The following is a 17,634-nucleotide window of genomic DNA, read 5'->3' as shown; positions in this document are numbered from 1 at the left end:
GAAATTAATGAAACAGCAAGGAAAGTTATTTTATCAGCAATCAGTTGATGATGTGATGCAGCAAATGAAGGCCGATCCAAAGGGGCTGACTGATCAGCAAGTCGCTCAGAGGCAAAAACAGTTTGGTGATAATCGTCTGCAGGCTAAACGGCGGACAACCCTAATTGAAAAATTTATTGCACAATTTAAAGATCTAATGATTATTATTTTAATTGTTGCGGCGATTATTGCAGGAGTTGCCGGTGAGCATGTGGATGCAGCTATTATTATTGCGGTTGTTATTTTGAACGCCGTTTTTGGCGTTTTTCAGGAAGCCAAGGCCGAAAATGCGATTGATTCACTTAAAGAAATGTCGGCGCCGATGGCAACCGTTTTACGAAATGGTCGAGAAGCCACAATTAAAAGTGAAGAAATTGTGCCGGGTGATATTGTGTTGCTGGAAGCTGGCGACGTGGTTCCGGCTGATATTCGATTAATTGAGGCCAACACTTTGAAGATCGAGGAAGCTGCGTTAACGGGTGAATCGGTTCCAGTTAATAAGCAGGTCGACCCAATTTTAGACAGTGAGTTACCATTGGGTGATCGAAAAAATCTCGGCTTTATGAATAGTCACGTTACCTCGGGTCGGGGAACCGGGGTCGTCATTGGTACCGGGATGAAAACGGAAGTTGGTAAGATTGCCCACATGCTAAATACGACCGAGGAAGCAACTACCCCGCTTCAGGAAAACCTGAACAAACTTGGTAAAGTGTTAACCGTTTTGATTTTGGTGATTGCTGTCATTGTTTTTGCCGTTGGGATGTGGCGAGGACAGGAAAGCTTGTTGAATATGCTACTGACAGCCATTTCACTCGCTGTTGCAGCCATTCCGGAAGGCTTGCCCGCCATTGTGACGGTAACCTTGGCAATTGGGACGCAACAGATGGCCCGGCATCGCGCGCTGATTCGAAAGCTCCAAGCTGTGGAAACATTGGGAAGCACGGACATTATTGCTTCTGATAAAACCGGTACGCTTACTCAAAACAAAATGACGGTGGAAAAAGTTTATTTAAACGGCCAGTTAGCTGATGCCAATCAGGTTGATTTATCGCTGGCGGATAAGCTGCCACAATTGATGATTCTTAACAATGATACCAAGTTTCTAAAAGAAGGCTTGGGCGGTGATCCAACTGAAACGGCCCTGGTTTCATTTTATTTAAATCAGAAATTACCCGTGAAGACGTTTATTGACCAACATCAACGGTTAGCTGAAATTCCGTTTGATTCCGAACGAAAGTTAATGTCAACCTATAATCAAATGCCGGATCATCAAATCGTGATGACGATGAAAGGCGCGCCTGACCAGTTATTGGCTCGGACTAATCGGATCTTGGATAATGGTCAGGTCCGGGAAATGACGGCTGCCGACAAGCAAAAGATCGGTGAAGTCAACCACCAACTAGCCACTCAAGCCTTGCGGGTCTTGGCGTTTGCTTATCGACCGGTTGATCAAGTACCAACCGAGCTCACAAGTGAGGCTCAGGAACACGACATGATTTTTACTGGTCTGATCGGGATGATTGATCCTGAACGACCGGAAGTGGCTCAAGCTGTTGCTGAAGCCAAAACGGCCGGGATTAAATCAATCATGATTACCGGGGACCATCAGGATACGGCTCAGGCAATTGCAAAACGGCTTGGTATCCTGGATCGAGACGAGCAGGTGCAGGATACGGTCATTAGTGGGGCCCAACTTGACGAATTGTCCGATAGTCAATTCGAAGATCGGGTTGGTAAGATTTCGGTCTATGCCAGAGTGGCCCCTGAGCATAAAGTTCGAATTGTTAATGCTTGGCAGAAAAAAGGAAAAGTAGTTGCGATGACTGGTGATGGGGTTAATGATGCGCCAGCTCTTAAAGCAGCCGATATTGGTGTTGGGATGGGGATTACCGGTACCGAGGTTTCAAAAGAAGCCAGCGACATGGTTTTAGCCGATGATAATTTTGCCACCATTGTGACGGCAGTTAAGGCTGGTCGAAAAGTGTTTGCCAACATTCAAAAATCTTTGCAGTACTTGTTGTCAGCAAACTTAGGCGAAGTCCTGACACTGTTTGTCATGACAATGTTGGGCTGGGAAATTTTGGCACCGGTACAGATTCTCTGGATCAATTTGGTGACTGACACTTTTCCAGCCATTGCATTAGGCGTTGAGCCGGCTGAACCGGGCATTATGAAGCGAAAGCCGCGAGGACGCACCTCAAACTTTTTGTCGGGGGGTGTCATGACCAACATTCTTTACCAAGGATTTTTTGAAGGCGCCATTACGTTAGCGGTTTATGCTTTTGCGATTATGAATCCGGTCCACTCATCGACAGCTTTGGTTCATGCAGATGCATTGACTATGGCTTACGCAACTTTAGGGCTCATTCAGTTATTCCATGCTTTCAATTCGAAAACAATTCATCAATCCATTTTTAAAGTGGGGTTGTTCAAAAATAAGTTCTTTAATTGGGCATTGATAGCTTCAGCACTCTTACTAGTGTTAACGATTATGGTGCCGGGCTTTAACGCAATGTTTCATGTAACCAAATTGGCTCTGTCCCAATGGTTGGTTATCTTAATTGGTGGATTAATGATCGTTGTGATTACAGAAGTAGTAAAATATGGTCAGCGACACTTTTTACATGAACAATAGGGTCTGTCTTAAAACAAGCTTTTTAGCCAAAGTTCCGGTATAATCTGGTTAAAAAACAAGAAATGAGGAATCACCGCATGACTAAGCCTCAGTTAAATACTAATCGACACGCCATCTCTGATGAAAAGTGGCAACGAATCGAAAAGCTCTTTCCCGCCTATACCACTGGTCGACCACCCAAGTTGAGTAATCGGGCGGCTTTAAACGCCGTGCTTTGGCAACTCAAGGTTGGCTCACCCTGGCGAGATTTGCCCGCCGAGTTTGGTTCTTGGAAAACCGTTTATAGTCGGTTCCGAAAGTGGACGGATAGTGGCCTCTTCGAACAGATTTTTGAAATTATTTGTGAGAGCGATGATCCCGACATGGAAAATGTCAGTCTGGACTCCACAACCATTCGCGTCCATCAAAAGGGCACCGGGGCTCAAAAAAATCCATCTGTACAGTAGAAAATCAAGCGATCGGCCGCAGTGCCGGGGGCCTTACGACCAAAATTCATGTCGTCGTTGATGGCCTGGGGAACCCACTCAAAATTATTCTCACGGGTGGTCAAGTTCACGACAGTCAAGTTGCCCAGCCCTTAGTCAGTCAGTTAAAAATTGCCGGCGTCAATGTGATTGCGGATAAAGCGTATGGCAGTGAGGCTTTTCGGCAATACTTAGAAGCTGAGGAAGGTACTTATACCATTCCACCCAAGAGTAACGCCAAGGAGAAATGGCCGGTGGACTACTACGTTTACCGTGAACGTCACTTGATTGAGAACTTTTTCAATCAACTGAAAAACTTTTGGCGGATTGCGACCCGTTATGATAAGTTAGCTCACGTTTATTTAGAACGCGTTTACCTGGCGGCGATTCTGATTCGCCTGAAATAGAGTTTTCAGACGGACCCTAATAAATGCGGAGGTAGTCTTTTTGAAACCACAAGATTTAAGTAGGTATGCTAAAATTGTTTCGGATATTATTGAAGCGACACAGAAAAATGGTGAGGATTTAAACGCTGACTATGAGACGCTTCGAAAAGCGATTGATAATCAGACAGTTTCGGAACTTGATTCGGACCAATTAACCCAGATTAAAACGCACTTTCAAGCTGGAACTGATAAGTACCTGGATAATGTGAATAAACTTGAACAAGCACCGGTACCGGTTAAACTTCTTGGAAAGCATAAGATGCTGGTGAGAGCTTATCAGGATTACACGGATGCTTGCCAGGCTATGACTGACAGTTTGGATCCGAAGGCTGGCCAGATTAATACTGAGCAGTTTAACCAATCTGAAAAAGATCAGGAAACTCACATTGCCAAGGTTTCGGATGTCACCACCCGAATTATGGGGATGTTATGAAAATTTAATCATGAGAAACCGCCCAAAATTTTAGTTAAGGGCGGTTTTTCTATGGTTAAACAGGACCGGCTGTCTGAGCTGAGTGATTAATTAGCAAAATTTGAAGTTGATTAATTTTCCGAAATTGCAATATTTAACCAGCTGTTTGACATGCTATAATAAATGCTAGATTGATAATGAGGTGGACTATTTCATGGAAACAACGCTTGCTGAAAAGATACAGCATGATTTACCAAAAATTCGTGTAAAACAAATTGCCGAAACATTAAAGATGCTCGATGAGGGTGATACGGTTCCTTTTATTGCCCGTTATCGAAAAGAGCGAACGTCAAACCTGGATGAGGTTGAAATTAGAGATATTCAAGCAGCTGTTCATCGAATCCAGACACTAGACAAACGTAAGGCAGAAGTACTCAAACTGATTGCTGAGCAGGATGCGTTAACACCTAAGCTGGCAGCTCAAATAAAAGCCGCAACGGTGTTACAGCAGGTAGAAGACCTGTATCTTCCGTATAAACAAAAAAGAAGAACTAAAGCAACCATTGCTAAGGAAAAGGGCTTGCTCCCCCTTGCTAAGGCAGCCACCAGTTTTTCCGATCAACTGGCGGCTCAAATTAATCAAGCGATTGACCCGGCTAAGGATTTACCGGATCAAGAGTCGGTGATTGCTGGAATCCATGAAATTATTGCCGAAGAAGTTGGCGACAGTGCGGATTTTAGAAACTGGATCAGGCGGCACACTAAGCGATATGGTGTTTTAATCACAAAAGTGAAGCGTGGCGCTAAAGAAAAGGATGAAGCCGGCACTTATCAGCAATATTATGACTTTTCCCAACAAGTTAAAGCGGTGCCGTCTTATCGAACACTGGCCATTAACCGGGGTGAAAAAGCTGGCATTTTATCAGTTAAAATTTCAGTTGACGAAGTGCCGATTAATTGGTATCTAACATCAAATATGGTGGGAAAACACTCCGGATTAGCAGCTAAAATTGTTAAAGAAGCCACTCTGGATGGCTATCAACGATTTATCGGGCCGGCAATTGAACGAGAAATCAGAAAAGAATTAAGCGAATCAGCGGCTGAACACGCGATTGAGATTTTTGGGAAAAATTTGTATAACTTGTTAATGCAGGCACCTCTCAAAGGTAAAATTGTGATGGGATTTGATCCAGCGTACCGAACTGGTTGTAAATTGGCGGTAGTTGATGCTAATGGAAAATATCTGGATAAAACGGTGATTTATCCTCATAAACCGGCGAGCGAAGCTAAACGAAAGGCAGCCGAAGGACTATTTCTTGATTTTATTAAAAAGAATCACGTTGAAATGATTGCGATTGGTAATGGAACCGCAAGTCGCGAGTCCGAGCAATTTGTGGCCAACGCAATTAAAAAAATTGATTTTCCCATTTACTATGTCATTGTGAATGAAGCTGGTGCATCAGTTTATTCGGCCAGTAAAGTGGCTCGCGAAGAATTCCCTGATTTTAGTGTTGAGCAACGGTCTGCTGTTAGTATTGCCCGTCGAATTCAAGACCCGTTAGCTGAGCTGGTTAAAATTGATCCACAGGCAATTGGTGTTGGTCAGTATCAGCATGATGTGCCGCAAAAACAACTGGCTGAAAAATTGGATCAGGTCGTTGAAACGGCGGTTAACCAAGCTGGTGTTAATTTGAATACGGCAAGTCCCGAATTACTGGTTCATATCTCTGGGTTGACCAAAACAACTGCCAATAATATCGTCAAATTTCGAAATGAAACTGGTCAATTTTCAAATCGAATGGCGCTTAAAAAAGTTCCTCGTCTGGGGCCAAAAGCGTTTGAACAATCAGTTGGTTTTTTACGAATCATCGATGGCGACAATCCACTGGATAATACAGATATTCATCCTGAAAGTTATTCGGCAGCAACTCAATTACTAACGCAATCCGGATTATCAACAGCGGACCTCGGCAAACCGATCGTGGCTAAAAAGTTAGCGTCTTTGACAATTCAAACAACTGCTCAATCCTTGGGAGTAGGCGAAGCAACCCTGGCTGATATCATTAAGGGCGTTGAAGCACCCGGCCGGAATTTGCGTGATGAGATGCCAGCGCCTCTGTTAAAAAAGGACGTTTTAACCATGGCAGATCTTCAACCTGGCATGAAGCTTCAGGGAACTGTGCGAAACGTCGTTGACTTTGGCGCGTTTGTTGACATCGGGGTTAAACAGGATGGCTTGGTTCACATTTCCAAAATGAGTAAGACATTTGTGAGGGATCCAAGCAAATTGGTTTCGGTTGGTGATATTGTGACGGTTTGGATTGATTCAGTCGACGCTGATCGACACCGAATCCAATTATCAATGGTCGAATCAAAATAATCATGACGTAAACTTTTGATCACTTTATTAAGGAGTACCATTGTGACAAATCAAGAATTACAAAGTTTAGTTGAAAAAACTTCACGACAATTTTTTGCTAAACCGTTTTTACACAGCGCTTACTTTAATGGCCGTTTACGGACAACTGGTGGTCGTTACCATCTTGACTCACACGACATTGACATTAACCCTAAAATGGTTGACGATGCCCCTCACACCGTTTTAATTGGCATTATCAAGCATGAGTTGTGTCATTATCATTTGCATTTAGCTGGTTATTCCGGCAAACACAATACGAAAGAATTTAAGCAGTTACTAAAAGCGGTTGGAGGTTCACGATACGCGCCCAGACTACCGGGGAATCATCCGAAGTCAGCTTACTATCAGTATCGCTGTGAACACTGTGGACTGGTTTATTATCGAAAACGAAAAATCAACTTAACCAGATACGTTTGTGGGCGCTGTCGAGGGAAGTTACGGCTAATGACTCAAACACCCGTTAGTCATTAATCTGGATTGGTGATCATTAAGGAGGAAAAGACGTTATGGCAAAAATTATTGTTCGTGTACCGGCAACATCTGCCAATGTCGGGTCTGGGATGGATTCGGTTGGAATCGCCTTGCATATGTATTATACGGTGATTGTGGAAGAACAAACCGATCATTGGAAGGTAAATCATGCTTTGGGAAGCGATATTCCAACTGATGAGCATAATCTCATCGTCCAGACCATTTTAAAGGTCGATCCGGAGATTCATCCCCACCAATTAACAGTGATTTCGGATGTTCCAATTGCTCATGGCTTGGGATCAAGTACGACAGCGGTTGTCGCTGGCATTAAGATTGCAAATGCGTTGGGAGATCGCAAGCTATCACTTAAAGAACAACTCAGCCTGGGTGCTAAATTTGAAGGCCATCCTGAGAATATTGCAGCGGCAATGTTAGGGGGGATGGCGGTGGCAACTTTTGATGGTCAAAAGGTTGTCGCAGCCAAATTGACGCTACCGGAAATCGCGATGTTGGTCTATATCAGACCAGACGGATTAAGTGAAGCTCAGAGTCGAAAAAAATTACCAAAGACAATCGATTACCAAACGGCTGTGACAGCTAGTAGCAAAGAGAATGTTTTTATTGCCCTGGTTAGCCAAGGCAAATTTGACGAGGCTGCTTCATTGATTGAAAATGACCAATTTCATGAACCGTATCGTAAGGATCTGGTTCCGGAAATGGCGATCATTAAACAGGCGGCTCACAATCTTGGCGTTCATGGGACTTATTTATCCGGAGCGGGTCCAACGGTGGCAACGCTTGGCGACCGGGCAACTTTGACACAATTAAGGATTGATCTTCAAGAAAAGAACTTAAATGGGAGTCTTCGATTGCTTGAAATCGACGAACAAGGGGCAACGGTTCGAGGCGAATAAGCCGGCATTGCTCAAAAACGAATAAAATTTTGGAAATGCTCACGATTTTTAAAAAAGAGATTGTCAACTTTCCAAATTTTTGTTATAATTTTATTCGTTGATGCGGCCATGGCGGAATTGGCAGACGCGCAAGATTAAGGATCTTGTCGGGAATTATCCCGGTGGAAGTTCGAATCTTCTTGGCCGCATACTTAAAGTTCGAATCATTACCTTGAGTAGTGGTTCGGACTTTTTTAATGAGGACTTTGTGATTAACTTTCAAAGTAGTAAAATTTGATTGCTGAATCACCGGAAACGCGTTATGTTGGAAGAGAAAGAAATGAGAATTGGATTAAGAGGAGAGCTGACGTTCAAGTGAATAATTATATTTTTGATGTTGATGGCACATTAATTGATACAGAAAAGATGTATCTGTTGCCCCTTCAAAAAACGCTGCGGGCAAATGGGAAACCAATTGCTTATGATGAGTTAAAAAAGGTGTTTGGGATTACAGCGACTGATGCACTAAGAATGCTAGGAGTTAAAGATGTTTCGGCAGTTCAAAAACAGTGGTTCAGTCAAATTAAGGATTATCAAAATGAAGCGAAAGTTTACCCTGGCATTCGTGAAACTTTGACAAAGCTTCATGCCAATTCACATCAACATCTGGCGATTGCGACGTCAAAAATTAAGGCTGAATTTCAACGGGACGTTGTTAGATTTGGACTTGATCGTTATTTTGATGCGTTTGTCTTTTCAAATGAAATTGTTCACGGTAAGCCAGCGCCCGATTTGATTCTAAAAGGGATTGAAAAGTTAGCTGCGGATCCGGCAACAACTATCTATATTGGTGATACAATTTATGATTTGCAAGCAGCCCATGCGGCCCATGTTGCGTTTGGTCTGGCAGGCTGGCGGGTTCAGAAAACGTCTGAATTTGCCAATAGTGATTATTATTTTGCGAAGCCAACCGATATTTTGGCAATTGGGGACCCTGAAAGTTCACGCTCACACTAATTATGGTATATTTGCAATAGTTAATGATAAGCTGACGCTTAATTGAAACGGGCTCTCTGGAAAGGGGATCATGAAGACATGACGTCAATAATTGTTGCAGGCCACGGTCAGTTTGCCAAAGCACTGGTTGAAACGTCTGAAATGATTGCCGGTAAGCAAACGAACGTTGCAACAGTCACTTTGGCACCACAGGATGGCATTAAGACCTTGGAAAACAAATTTAAAAAGGTTTTAGCAACTTTTTCTGAAAATGAGATTTTGATTCTAGTGGATCTTTGGGGTGGATCGCCATTTAATGCGGCTGCTAAATTTGTCGCAACCGAAGGTAATCATTTAGCTTTAATGGCTGGCGTGAATCTGCCACTGATTTTGGAAGCATACATGATAAAAGATCAACCGTTGGCGGCGGTCGTAAAACATTTAACTCAAGTGGCACCTGATACAATTAAACAATTTCAGGTATCTGATCAAAGTGAAGAGGGGGATGACTTAGAATGACAATGGAAATTCGATTGGCCCGAGTTGACAGTCGGCTGTTGCATGGCCAAGTAGCTACTTTTTGGACCCGCTATGTTAAGCCCAATCGCATTATGGTGGTGTCGGATACGGTTGCCAAAGATAATTTAAGAAAAACGTTAATCACTCAAGTGGCACCGCCGGGTGTTCGAGCAAATGTTGTTTCTGTCAATAAAATGATCCGAGCTTATTTTGATTCTCGATTTGATTCCTTTAAAACGCTGTTACTCACTGAAAATGTCAGAGATATGTTGCGGCTGGCTGAAGGTGGAATTGATTTTAACAATATAGGGATTAATATCGGCAGCATTGCTTATGAAGATGGCATGACGATGATCACTGATGCAGTTGCGATGAATGATAAAATCGCTAAAGAAATTTCAACCTTGGTAAATGATTTTCACCTTGAAGTTACGGCTCAAAAAATTCCTGCTGACAAAAAAATCGATTTATTGAATTTGATTAAGAAAAAGAATTTTAAGCTAAATTAGAAGGTAACGTCATGGAAGTAGTTTCTGGCATTCTGATTTTAATAGTAGCTTTTGTTGTGGGAATGGATGGCATCTTAGATGAATGGCAGCTTTTTCAACCCCTTATTGCCTGTACCCTAATTGGTGTTGTTACTGGGAACGTTAATGCAGGGATCTTGTTGGGAGCTGTTCTGCAAATGATTACGATAGGTTGGATGAATGTCGGAGCAGCTGTTGCACCCGACGTTGGCCTGCCAGCAGTAATTGCCGCACTGCTAGTTTGTGGCCCCGCGGCAATCGGCATGAAACACGGGATTGCGTTTGCAATGCCATTTGCAGTCATTGGCCAATTTCTAAATGTTTGGTTGAGAAAGAAAATTTCCAAACTGATTCATCGAGCCGATTTGGCAGCCAATGATGGCAATTTATCACGCATGGATCGGCTTCACTTGATAAGCTTGGGTTTTCAGGGGCTTCGCGTCGTCGTGCCAACGTTGTTGGTAATGTTGATTAAGCCGAGCTTTCTACATTATTTATCCAACCGGGTTCCAGAGATAGTTTCCAATGGAATCGATGTTTCGATTGGGATGCTAGCCGCAGTTGGGTTTGCAATTATTATGAATATGACAATTGATAAGCAGCTTTGGTTTTGGCTACTGGGGGGCTTTATTTTAGCTACCCTTTCCGGTTTGAATATTTTCATTTTGACGTTAATCGGGATTGGATTAACCATCGTTTATATTTGGTTTTCTGGTCGCCATCCTGATTCTTCCAAAGATAGCCATGATATTAATGAACAAGATGATTTTGATAAGGAATTAGATGATCTATAGGGGATTGGTAACGAGTAATGGGAGCAAGTTTTAATCAGAAAAAAGACCAGCAGTTAACTAATCGACCAAGTTTGCAACCCCAAGATTTTGTCAGTATTTTTTGGCGGTCTGGATTTGAACAGGCTTCCTGGAATTACGAACGAATGCAAAACTTGGGCTTTGCTTTTATCTTATCGCCGGCAATTAAACGACTTTATCCTGATAAGCAGGAGCGGATAGCAGCAATGAAACGTCACCTGCAGTTTTTTAATACATCGCCGATTATGCAATCATTGGTGACGGGAGTCGTCTTAAACTTGGAAGAAAAGAAAGCGCGTGGCCAGTCAATCAGTGGTGACGATATAACCTCTGTTAAAACGGCTATGATGGGACCGCTTGGTGGAATTGGTGATCCTGTTTGGAACGGGACACTCCGGCCAGTTTTATCCGCATTGGCGGCTGGCTTGGTACTAAGTGGCTTTGGTATATGGGGTCCCCTGTTGTTCTTTTTTGCGTGGAATGGGTTACGATTGGTTTTTCGTTATGAGGCACAGAGGGTCGGCTATCAACGTGGGACAGAAATTATTAATTTGTTTGGTTCCGGCATCTTAAAAGTAGTGACAAAGGCTTCGGCTGTTTTTGGGATGTTTATGACTGGTGTTTTAATTGCCAAATGGGTCACGGTTGATTTTGATTTAAATCGAATTCCGATACTTAAGAATCTGACATGGCTTAATCCGGTATTTTCGGCAATTGCAGCCTTATTATTAACGATTGCCTGCTTATGGCTCATCCGGTTGCGGATATCGCCGATTTGGGTACTTTTACTGTTATTTATAGTTGGCATCATTGGATGTGCTGGTGGCGTTTTGAGTTAAGCTCAAATAAACATAAAAGACGATTTGAAGAGGGCTTGTGCCGTTCTTCAAATCGCCTTTTTGATTAATAACCGTTTGTTGTCTGTGACTGGCCGGTCGTACTTGAATAGCCGCCGGTTGAGTAACCCGTTGTAGAATCCGTTTGTGATTGTTGTGACTTAAGCTTTGTTGAGGCTGAAAGCCCTAACGTTTTTCGAATATCGTTTGAGACTCTCAATAGTTCATTATCTGGGACCACTTGATAGGATAATCCATCGACCATTGCATTTTGTCCTTGTAATGTTTGGGATTTGATATGATGAGTAGCATCCCCGTATTTGGCTCTAATAGCAATCATATCGTCAAACGTCATGTCAGTTTTCAAATTACCATTAAGCGATGAAAGAATCGCTTTGTATCTGGTAAGAGAAGAAATTGCCAATCCTTTCATGACCAAGTGTTTAATAACTTGTCGCTGACGTGCTTGACGGCCATAGTCACCTCTTGGATCATCATCACGCATCCGTGAGTAATCCAGTGCTTGGCGGCCATTTAGATGGGTCTTGCGCCCTTTTACAACGCTCGCATGGCCGTAGTTGAAAGTGAGGGGTGATTTTAAGTCAACGCCACCAACAGCATTAACCATTTTTTCCAAGCCACCCATGTTGACGATCGCGTAAAAATCAATTGGAATATCCAAAAGATTTTGAACGGTTTTAACCGCCGTACCAGCACCGCCAATGGTGTAGGCGGCATTGATTTTTTCGTATGGTTGGGTATCACCGGGAACTACGACCTTTGTATCCCGGGCAATACTAGTCAAATGAATGGTCTTCTTTTTGGCGTTAACCGTGGCAACGATCATCGTGTCGGTTCGACCGGTATCGTGACGTCCAAGAGCCCCGGTATCAGTTCCCAACAGTAAAATTGAAAGGGGTTTTCCTTGTTTAATCACTGATGACACATTTCGCTCTTTTTGAATATGAGTCGAATCATAAGTTTGCTTAAATGTCTTTTTGGCGCTCTTATAAGCACCATATCCCCATAAAAGACCGCTGCCGATAATGATTAGCAGAATAGCAAAAATGCTCCAGCCTATAATTCGACGCCTTCGTTGATTCTTTTTCTTATAGTGTGGCTTTTTGTCAGCCCTACGTGAATATACGGGTTCAAAATCCCGCTTCTTGTCTGATGGCATAATAACTCCTCATTTACAAAAAATTCTTACAAAAGTATATTGCACTTTACAGGATGATTGCACAAATCCGCTTTTATTTAAACATAATTTAACATTTCTCAACCCCGTTGGTTTAAGATGAGCTGCTTCGACAATGACGTTATAAACCTCCTTTTAATCATAACGCAAAACATTGACCATCGTGGTAATTTAGTAAGTTAACTCATTAAGGATCATAGCGTTATAAAATTACAGCAGAATGTGGATTCTAATTGTGCTATAATAATACGTCGTGATCATTTTAAAAATTGAGGTGAGGAATTGATATGATTGTTTTTGTGCGTGCAATTTCCGGGGTGTTGATCATTTTAATTATGATCGCTTTGGGATTTCTACTGGCTAGAAATGACTGGTTTGACAGTAAAATGACCAGCATGATTGCTAGACTGGTTACCCAAATTGCATTGCCGGCTTATATGGTTGCAACCATCATGGAGAAGTTTACGGCTGAAAAGTTACTGTCAACGCTTCCAGACGTTTTCTTTCCATTTATTTCAATGTTTCTATTATACATAGTCTCCATTTTGATTGTAAAACTATGTCGGATTCCTAAGGTTCATTCGGGTCTTTTTCAGTCAATGTTTTCCAACTCTAACACAGTTTTTGTTGGACTTCCAGTTAACATGGCATTATTTCATAGTCCAAGCTTGCCGTTTGTTTTGGTTTATTACATGGTTAACACGACCTTCTTTTGGACGTTGGGTGTTTATCTTATTCAAAAAGACGGCATTTCAAATGCAACCATTAACTGGAAACAAACTTTAAAAAAGGTCTTCTCACCGCCTTTATTGGGCTTCATGGTGGGTGTTTTGCTTGTTTTGTGGCATATTAAACTGCCACAGTTTATCATGCAGGATTTAGACTACATCGGGGGATTAACGATTCCGTTATCAATGATTTTTATTGGTATTTCAATCAATAGTGTTGATTTAAGCAATGTGCATTTTGATCGCAGCAACTTTCTGATTTTGTTTGGCCGCTTCTTATTGGCACCCGCCATTATGTCGTTGCTGGTCATTCCAACCGGCATGCCGACATTGATGAAACAGGTTTTTATTATGCAATCTGCGATGCCGATTATGACAAATGCGCCGGTTGTTTCACGGCTTTATCATGCAGACTCTGAGTATGCGTCAATTATGGTGGCTGAAACAACTTTATTGAGTTTAATTGTTATTCCGATTTTGATGGTTTTAGTTCAAAAAATATAGGAGAAAGAAAGTTGAAAAAATCATTAATTTGCGTTTTGATTTCAACGCTGATGTTTAGTTCGATGGAAATTGTTTTAAAAGCCGTCAGTGACCAGTTTAGTCCAATTCAGTTGAACTTGATTCGCTTTTTCATTGGCGGGCTGGTGTTGCTGCCCTTGGCAAGGCACCATCTTAAACGGGCAGGGCAACGCTTAACCATTCTTGACTGGCTGATTTTTTCTTTGACGGGGTTTCTTTGCATTGTCGTCAGTATGACACTTTACCAATTGGCAATTGTTTCTGATAAGCCGGCCACAGTCGCTGTCTTGTTTAGCTGTAACCCTATTTTTGCGCTTATTTTTGCATTTTTAATGCTTCACGAAAAATTAAGCCGGGCCTCGGTTATCTCATTAGTGATTTCGGTTATCGGGTTATTAGTCATCGTGAATCCGGTCAATCTGACTAATCCGCTTGGGACAACGTTGGGGATCTTATCTGCAGTAACGTTTGGCCTTTATAGCATTATTTCACGTTGGGGATCGATCCTTGAGGGCTTTGATGGGATTACGATGACTGCTTACACATTTATTGCCGGTTCTGCTGAACTCTTTGGGTTGATATCGTTAACCCATCTGCGGATAGTCTCAACTGCAATGTCAGCGGTTAATTGGCTAAAACCATTTTGCAATATTCCCATTTTAACCAACGTTAATTTTTCACATGTTGGCGTCCTTTTTTTCATTGGCGTTTGTGTTACCGGTGGGGGCTTTGCGTTTTATTTTATGGCCATGGAACTTGATGGTGTGTCAATTGCATCACTGGTTTTCTTTATTAAACCAGCTTTAGCACCCATCTTGGCGATGATTCTTATTCATGAAAAAATGACGCTTTCGATGATTATCGGGATTGTTATTATTTTGCTTGGTTCGGTTGTGACATTCATTAGTAACCGGATTCAGGATAAACAACTTCAAAATAGTCGACCAACGGAAGTAAAAGCAGCGGCTGTTGGAGAAAGTCAGCCATCCAGTCAAGAAGTATCCCATCGGTCATCAACGACTGAAAAAATTTGATCATTTTTTCACGATCATCTGGCAATATTGTTTTAAAGTATGTTAGACTATCAGTGTTTAAAATTAGTTACGATGGTTTCACGATCTTTGTGAAAATTTTGGAAAAGAAGATGAAATTGTGCCAACTTTGGTAATCATGCGTCATGGCGAGAGTCAGGCAAATCGCGATAATATTTTCACTGGCTGGTCAGATGTGCCATTGACAAAAAAGGGAATTTTTCAAGCCCATCAAGCTGGGAAAATTATTTTTAAATCCGGGCTTCAGTTTGATGACGTGCATACATCCTTTTTAAAACGGGCGATCATCACCACTAATATTGTCTTAGATGACAGTCACCAAAGTTTCATTCCCGAACACAAGTCATGGCGGCTAAATGAGCGTCACTATGGCGGTTTGAGGGGGAAAAATAAGCTAACCGTTAAGAAAAAGGTTGGTGTAAAGCAATTAAAAATTTGGCGCCGAAGTTTTTCAGTCGTGCCGCCGCTCCTGAAAAAACGGGATGAGGATAGTCGGTATGATCGATACGGTGTCAAAATTCCGCTTGGTGAAAGTCTCCAAATGGCCCAAGCTCGCTTGATTCCTTACTGGGTTGATCAGATTGCGCCGAAATTGTTAGATGGCAAAAACCAACTAATTGTGGCCCACGGCAGTACGTTGCGAGCGTTAATTAAATACTTGGAAAACATTTCCGATGAAGCGATTCCAGACATTGAAGTGCCAAATGGTAAGCCGATTCGTTATGATTTTGATCGTCAGCTAAATATCGTTCAAAAGCAGTTTATGACTGGTGATGAGTGAGAATTACCTAGCCAGCCAATTTATCAGAATAAATAGATTAAAAAAACACCCCGATTTAAAATTGAAGTGCAACACTTGATAACTAGACCAATTAGACTAGCTTAAAAGGCCATGAAGACCTATTCTTATTATTAACGACAAAATCAACAGATAAGGATAGGTGTCTTCATGACCCTGAATCACCGTCCCCGCCGCTGTTTAAGCTATAGTTGTCCAGCAGATGTTATGCCACAACTGGTTTAACTTCCTAGACCAATTATAAGAATAGGCCGTTAGTGTTGCACTTAACTTGACAATCGAGGGATTAAAAAAACACGATAAACCAGAAAATTCTGATCAATCGTGTTTTTTATGTGGTTTAATTTAAATTAAGCAAGAGCACCCATTGGATCCCAAGGCTTTAGAACGGTTGGTTTTTGAGCTTGAGCAGTTCGTTGATCGTCGGTTAAGTAGGCTTTATTAATTACAAATTGATAAACAAATTGGTCCATCCATTCATCACTCATAACGAAGTATCCCTTTGAGCCGACTTTCTCACCCCAACTATTTTCAACTTTCCACTTAGTTGGCTTGCCATCAACTAAATCAACACCGGTAATGACCATAGCGTGAGTCATAAGACTTTCACCATAATCCAATCGTTCAGCTTTTGACATTGAAAGATCAGCGTCAAATAATTCGTCTGGAACGTAAAGGTTGGTATCCATAATGCCCTTTTTAGAATTGGAGCTTTGGCCAACATCACTACCGAACCAAACAGATTCACCATTTTGAAGTTGTTTGATTGCCAGTTTTTTCAGATCAGCCATTTCAAGGTTCAAATGTTTGACTTGGCGACCGTTGACGACGTTTCCTAACATTTCAATCGTGTAGGTTTTATTGAAAGGCTTATCACTAGTTGGTGAGTTGATAAGCGATACATAATTTTCCAAGTCAAGGTTAACATACTTTTTGAAGAATTCTTTTGGCGTAATGTTTTTATCGATGTGGTAGTTATTATCTTTGTCTCGATATTCGAAGTTGAAGGTACTTGTTGGCTCACCCAACGTATATACCAGCATCCGGTAAACTTCATTAAGCATAGTTTCCTTAGTTTCAGCAATTTTAGCATCAGATGCTTTGTCGGCTACCAATTCACGTAACGTAACGGCATCATGACGAAGCTTTAGATTAAGGAACTTATTAAGTTGGGCAGATTTTTCACTGTTGAAGGTTTCGGGCATGGCTGATTTTGGTACGATGCCATATTTCTCAATGAGGGCACATAGCATATCCCATTGACCACCATCTTGCTGAGGCGTTGCCATCAGCCAAGCGACTTTCCGTGAATCAAGCGGTTGGTCAGCCGTTTTCAAGACATTTTCTAAAAAGTAGTTTGACTTTTCAAACTTATCCCAGAAATTAGTGTAATTTTGAGATAGTTCAAAATCGTCTCCGACTTTGAATGTGTTCATTAAACGAATTCGCATGGTGTTTAAAGCAGCAAACATCCAGCAACGACCACTTTGTTTTTGATCGGCCACCTTTCCGGTAGATAAATCAAGTGAAAATACCGGTTGCATCTTACTTTCGGCGTTAAAATCTTCACTACTTGCCAAGATCCCTTGGTGTGAAACGGCCCGTTCAACAACTTTTGAATCCTTTCGATTGTTGAGATTCTCTTGAAACTTGTTGATTTGGTCTAATTTAATTTCTGATGTCAACAAAAATCACTCTCCTTAATAATTTAATATTTTACGCTCATTGTTTAAAAAGGGCTAGTGTAACGTATCTTTGAAAAGCTAAATTATTGTGATAATCGTCGTTTCTTGATATGCTGGGGAAAAAGTTAAAGGAATGATCATCGATGCGCCCCATTAAATATCAGATTACCCTGACCGATGC

General features: G+C 41.8%; 16 protein-coding genes and 1 tRNA gene. 15 read left to right on the top strand and 2 right to left on the bottom strand.

Translation table 11 applies throughout. The features are described from left to right. Positions 1–7 precede the first annotated feature (7 nt). The 12 genes from ED605_RS01460 (at position 8) to ED605_RS01405 (ending at position 11,472) form a co-directional block, all read left to right on the top strand. Positions 8–2,674 carry a calcium-translocating P-type ATPase, PMCA-type gene (locus ED605_RS01460; protein WP_121977165.1) on the top strand — a complete coding sequence of 889 codons (2,667 nt, stop codon included), beginning with the start codon at positions 8–10 and terminating at the stop codon, positions 2,672–2,674. A gap of 77 nt (positions 2,675–2,751) precedes the next feature. Then, positions 2,752–3,545 (top strand): IS5 family transposase gene (locus ED605_RS01455; protein ID WP_121977164.1). Its coding sequence is split into 2 segments (ribosomal slippage): positions 2,752–3,109 and positions 3,109–3,545, totalling 795 coding nucleotides; the frame shifts between segments, so codons are not numbered across the junction. 40 nt (positions 3,546–3,585) lie between these two features. Continuing rightward, positions 3,586–4,017, top strand: coding sequence for a hypothetical protein (locus ED605_RS01450; RefSeq protein WP_121977163.1), 432 nt, complete (start codon positions 3,586–3,588; stop codon positions 4,015–4,017). 193 nt (positions 4,018–4,210) lie between these two features. Continuing rightward, positions 4,211–6,376, top strand: a complete 2,166-nt coding sequence (locus tag ED605_RS01445) for a Tex family protein (protein ID WP_121977162.1) — start codon at positions 4,211–4,213, stop codon at positions 6,374–6,376. A 42-nt stretch (positions 6,377–6,418) separates the two neighbouring features. Next, on the top strand, positions 6,419–6,886 hold the full coding sequence (locus tag ED605_RS01440) for a SprT family protein (protein ID WP_121977161.1): 468 nt from the start codon (positions 6,419–6,421) through the stop codon (positions 6,884–6,886). A 35-nt stretch (positions 6,887–6,921) separates the two neighbouring features. Further along, the gene (thrB, locus tag ED605_RS01435) at positions 6,922–7,800 is read left to right on the top strand and encodes a homoserine kinase (protein WP_121977160.1); all 879 of its coding nucleotides are present in this window, start codon (positions 6,922–6,924) and stop codon (positions 7,798–7,800) included. A gap of 102 nt (positions 7,801–7,902) precedes the next feature. After that, a tRNA-Leu gene (locus ED605_RS01430) sits at positions 7,903–7,988 on the top strand. Positions 7,989–8,154: 166 nt separating this feature from the next. Next, the gene (locus ED605_RS01425; protein ID WP_121977159.1) at positions 8,155–8,796 is read left to right on the top strand and encodes an HAD family hydrolase; all 642 of its coding nucleotides are present in this window, start codon (positions 8,155–8,157) and stop codon (positions 8,794–8,796) included. A 78-nt stretch (positions 8,797–8,874) separates the two neighbouring features. After that, positions 8,875–9,294 carry a PTS sugar transporter subunit IIA gene (locus tag ED605_RS01420; RefSeq protein ID WP_121977158.1) on the top strand — a complete coding sequence of 140 codons (420 nt, stop codon included), beginning with the start codon at positions 8,875–8,877 and terminating at the stop codon, positions 9,292–9,294. Next, complete coding sequence (locus ED605_RS01415; RefSeq protein WP_121977157.1) at positions 9,291–9,803, top strand: PTS sugar transporter subunit IIB; 513 nt, start codon at positions 9,291–9,293, stop codon at positions 9,801–9,803. Before ED605_RS01420 ends, ED605_RS01415 begins: the two co-directional genes overlap by 4 nt. Positions 9,804–9,814: 11 nt before the next feature. Further along, positions 9,815–10,615: a PTS sugar transporter subunit IIC gene (locus ED605_RS01410; protein WP_121977156.1), complete on the top strand. Its 801-nt coding sequence runs from the start codon at positions 9,815–9,817 to the stop codon at positions 10,613–10,615. Positions 10,616–10,632: 17 nt separating this feature from the next. Further along, the gene (locus tag ED605_RS01405; RefSeq protein WP_121977155.1) at positions 10,633–11,472 is read left to right on the top strand and encodes a PTS system mannose/fructose/sorbose family transporter subunit IID; all 840 of its coding nucleotides are present in this window, start codon (positions 10,633–10,635) and stop codon (positions 11,470–11,472) included. Between the two features lie 64 nt (positions 11,473–11,536). On the opposite strand, the gene ED605_RS01400 is transcribed toward ED605_RS01405, so the two are convergent. After that, entirely contained in the window at positions 11,537–12,649 is a 1,113-nt protein-coding gene (locus ED605_RS01400; RefSeq protein WP_121977154.1) for an LCP family glycopolymer transferase, read from the bottom strand. A gap of 305 nt (positions 12,650–12,954) precedes the next feature. Between ED605_RS01400 and ED605_RS01395 the strand changes: the two genes are divergently transcribed. The 3 genes from ED605_RS01395 to ED605_RS01385 all read left to right on the top strand — a co-directional run bounded on the left by ED605_RS01395 (position 12,955) and on the right by ED605_RS01385 (position 15,750). Then, on the top strand, positions 12,955–13,899 hold the full coding sequence (locus tag ED605_RS01395) for an AEC family transporter (protein WP_121977153.1): 945 nt from the start codon (positions 12,955–12,957) through the stop codon (positions 13,897–13,899). An 11-nt stretch (positions 13,900–13,910) separates the two neighbouring features. Next, entirely contained in the window at positions 13,911–14,951 is a 1,041-nt protein-coding gene (locus tag ED605_RS01390) for a DMT family transporter (RefSeq protein WP_121977152.1), read from the top strand. A gap of 118 nt (positions 14,952–15,069) precedes the next feature. Then, positions 15,070–15,750 (top strand): 2,3-bisphosphoglycerate-dependent phosphoglycerate mutase, encoded by a 681-nt coding sequence (locus tag ED605_RS01385; protein WP_162919730.1) that lies wholly within the window; start codon positions 15,070–15,072, stop codon positions 15,748–15,750. A gap of 368 nt (positions 15,751–16,118) precedes the next feature. Here the strand turns inward: ED605_RS01385 and ED605_RS01380 are convergent, their stop codons facing one another. Continuing rightward, complete coding sequence (locus ED605_RS01380) at positions 16,119–17,453, bottom strand: C1 family peptidase (protein WP_121977175.1); 1,335 nt, start codon at positions 17,451–17,453, stop codon at positions 16,119–16,121. Between the last annotated feature and the right edge of the window lie 181 nt (positions 17,454–17,634).

Source organism: Lentilactobacillus raoultii, from assembly GCF_900411375.1.
GTDB lineage: Bacteria > Bacillota > Bacilli > Lactobacillales > Lactobacillaceae > Lentilactobacillus > Lentilactobacillus raoultii.
This window is presented reverse-complemented; position numbering and strand designations above follow the sequence as displayed.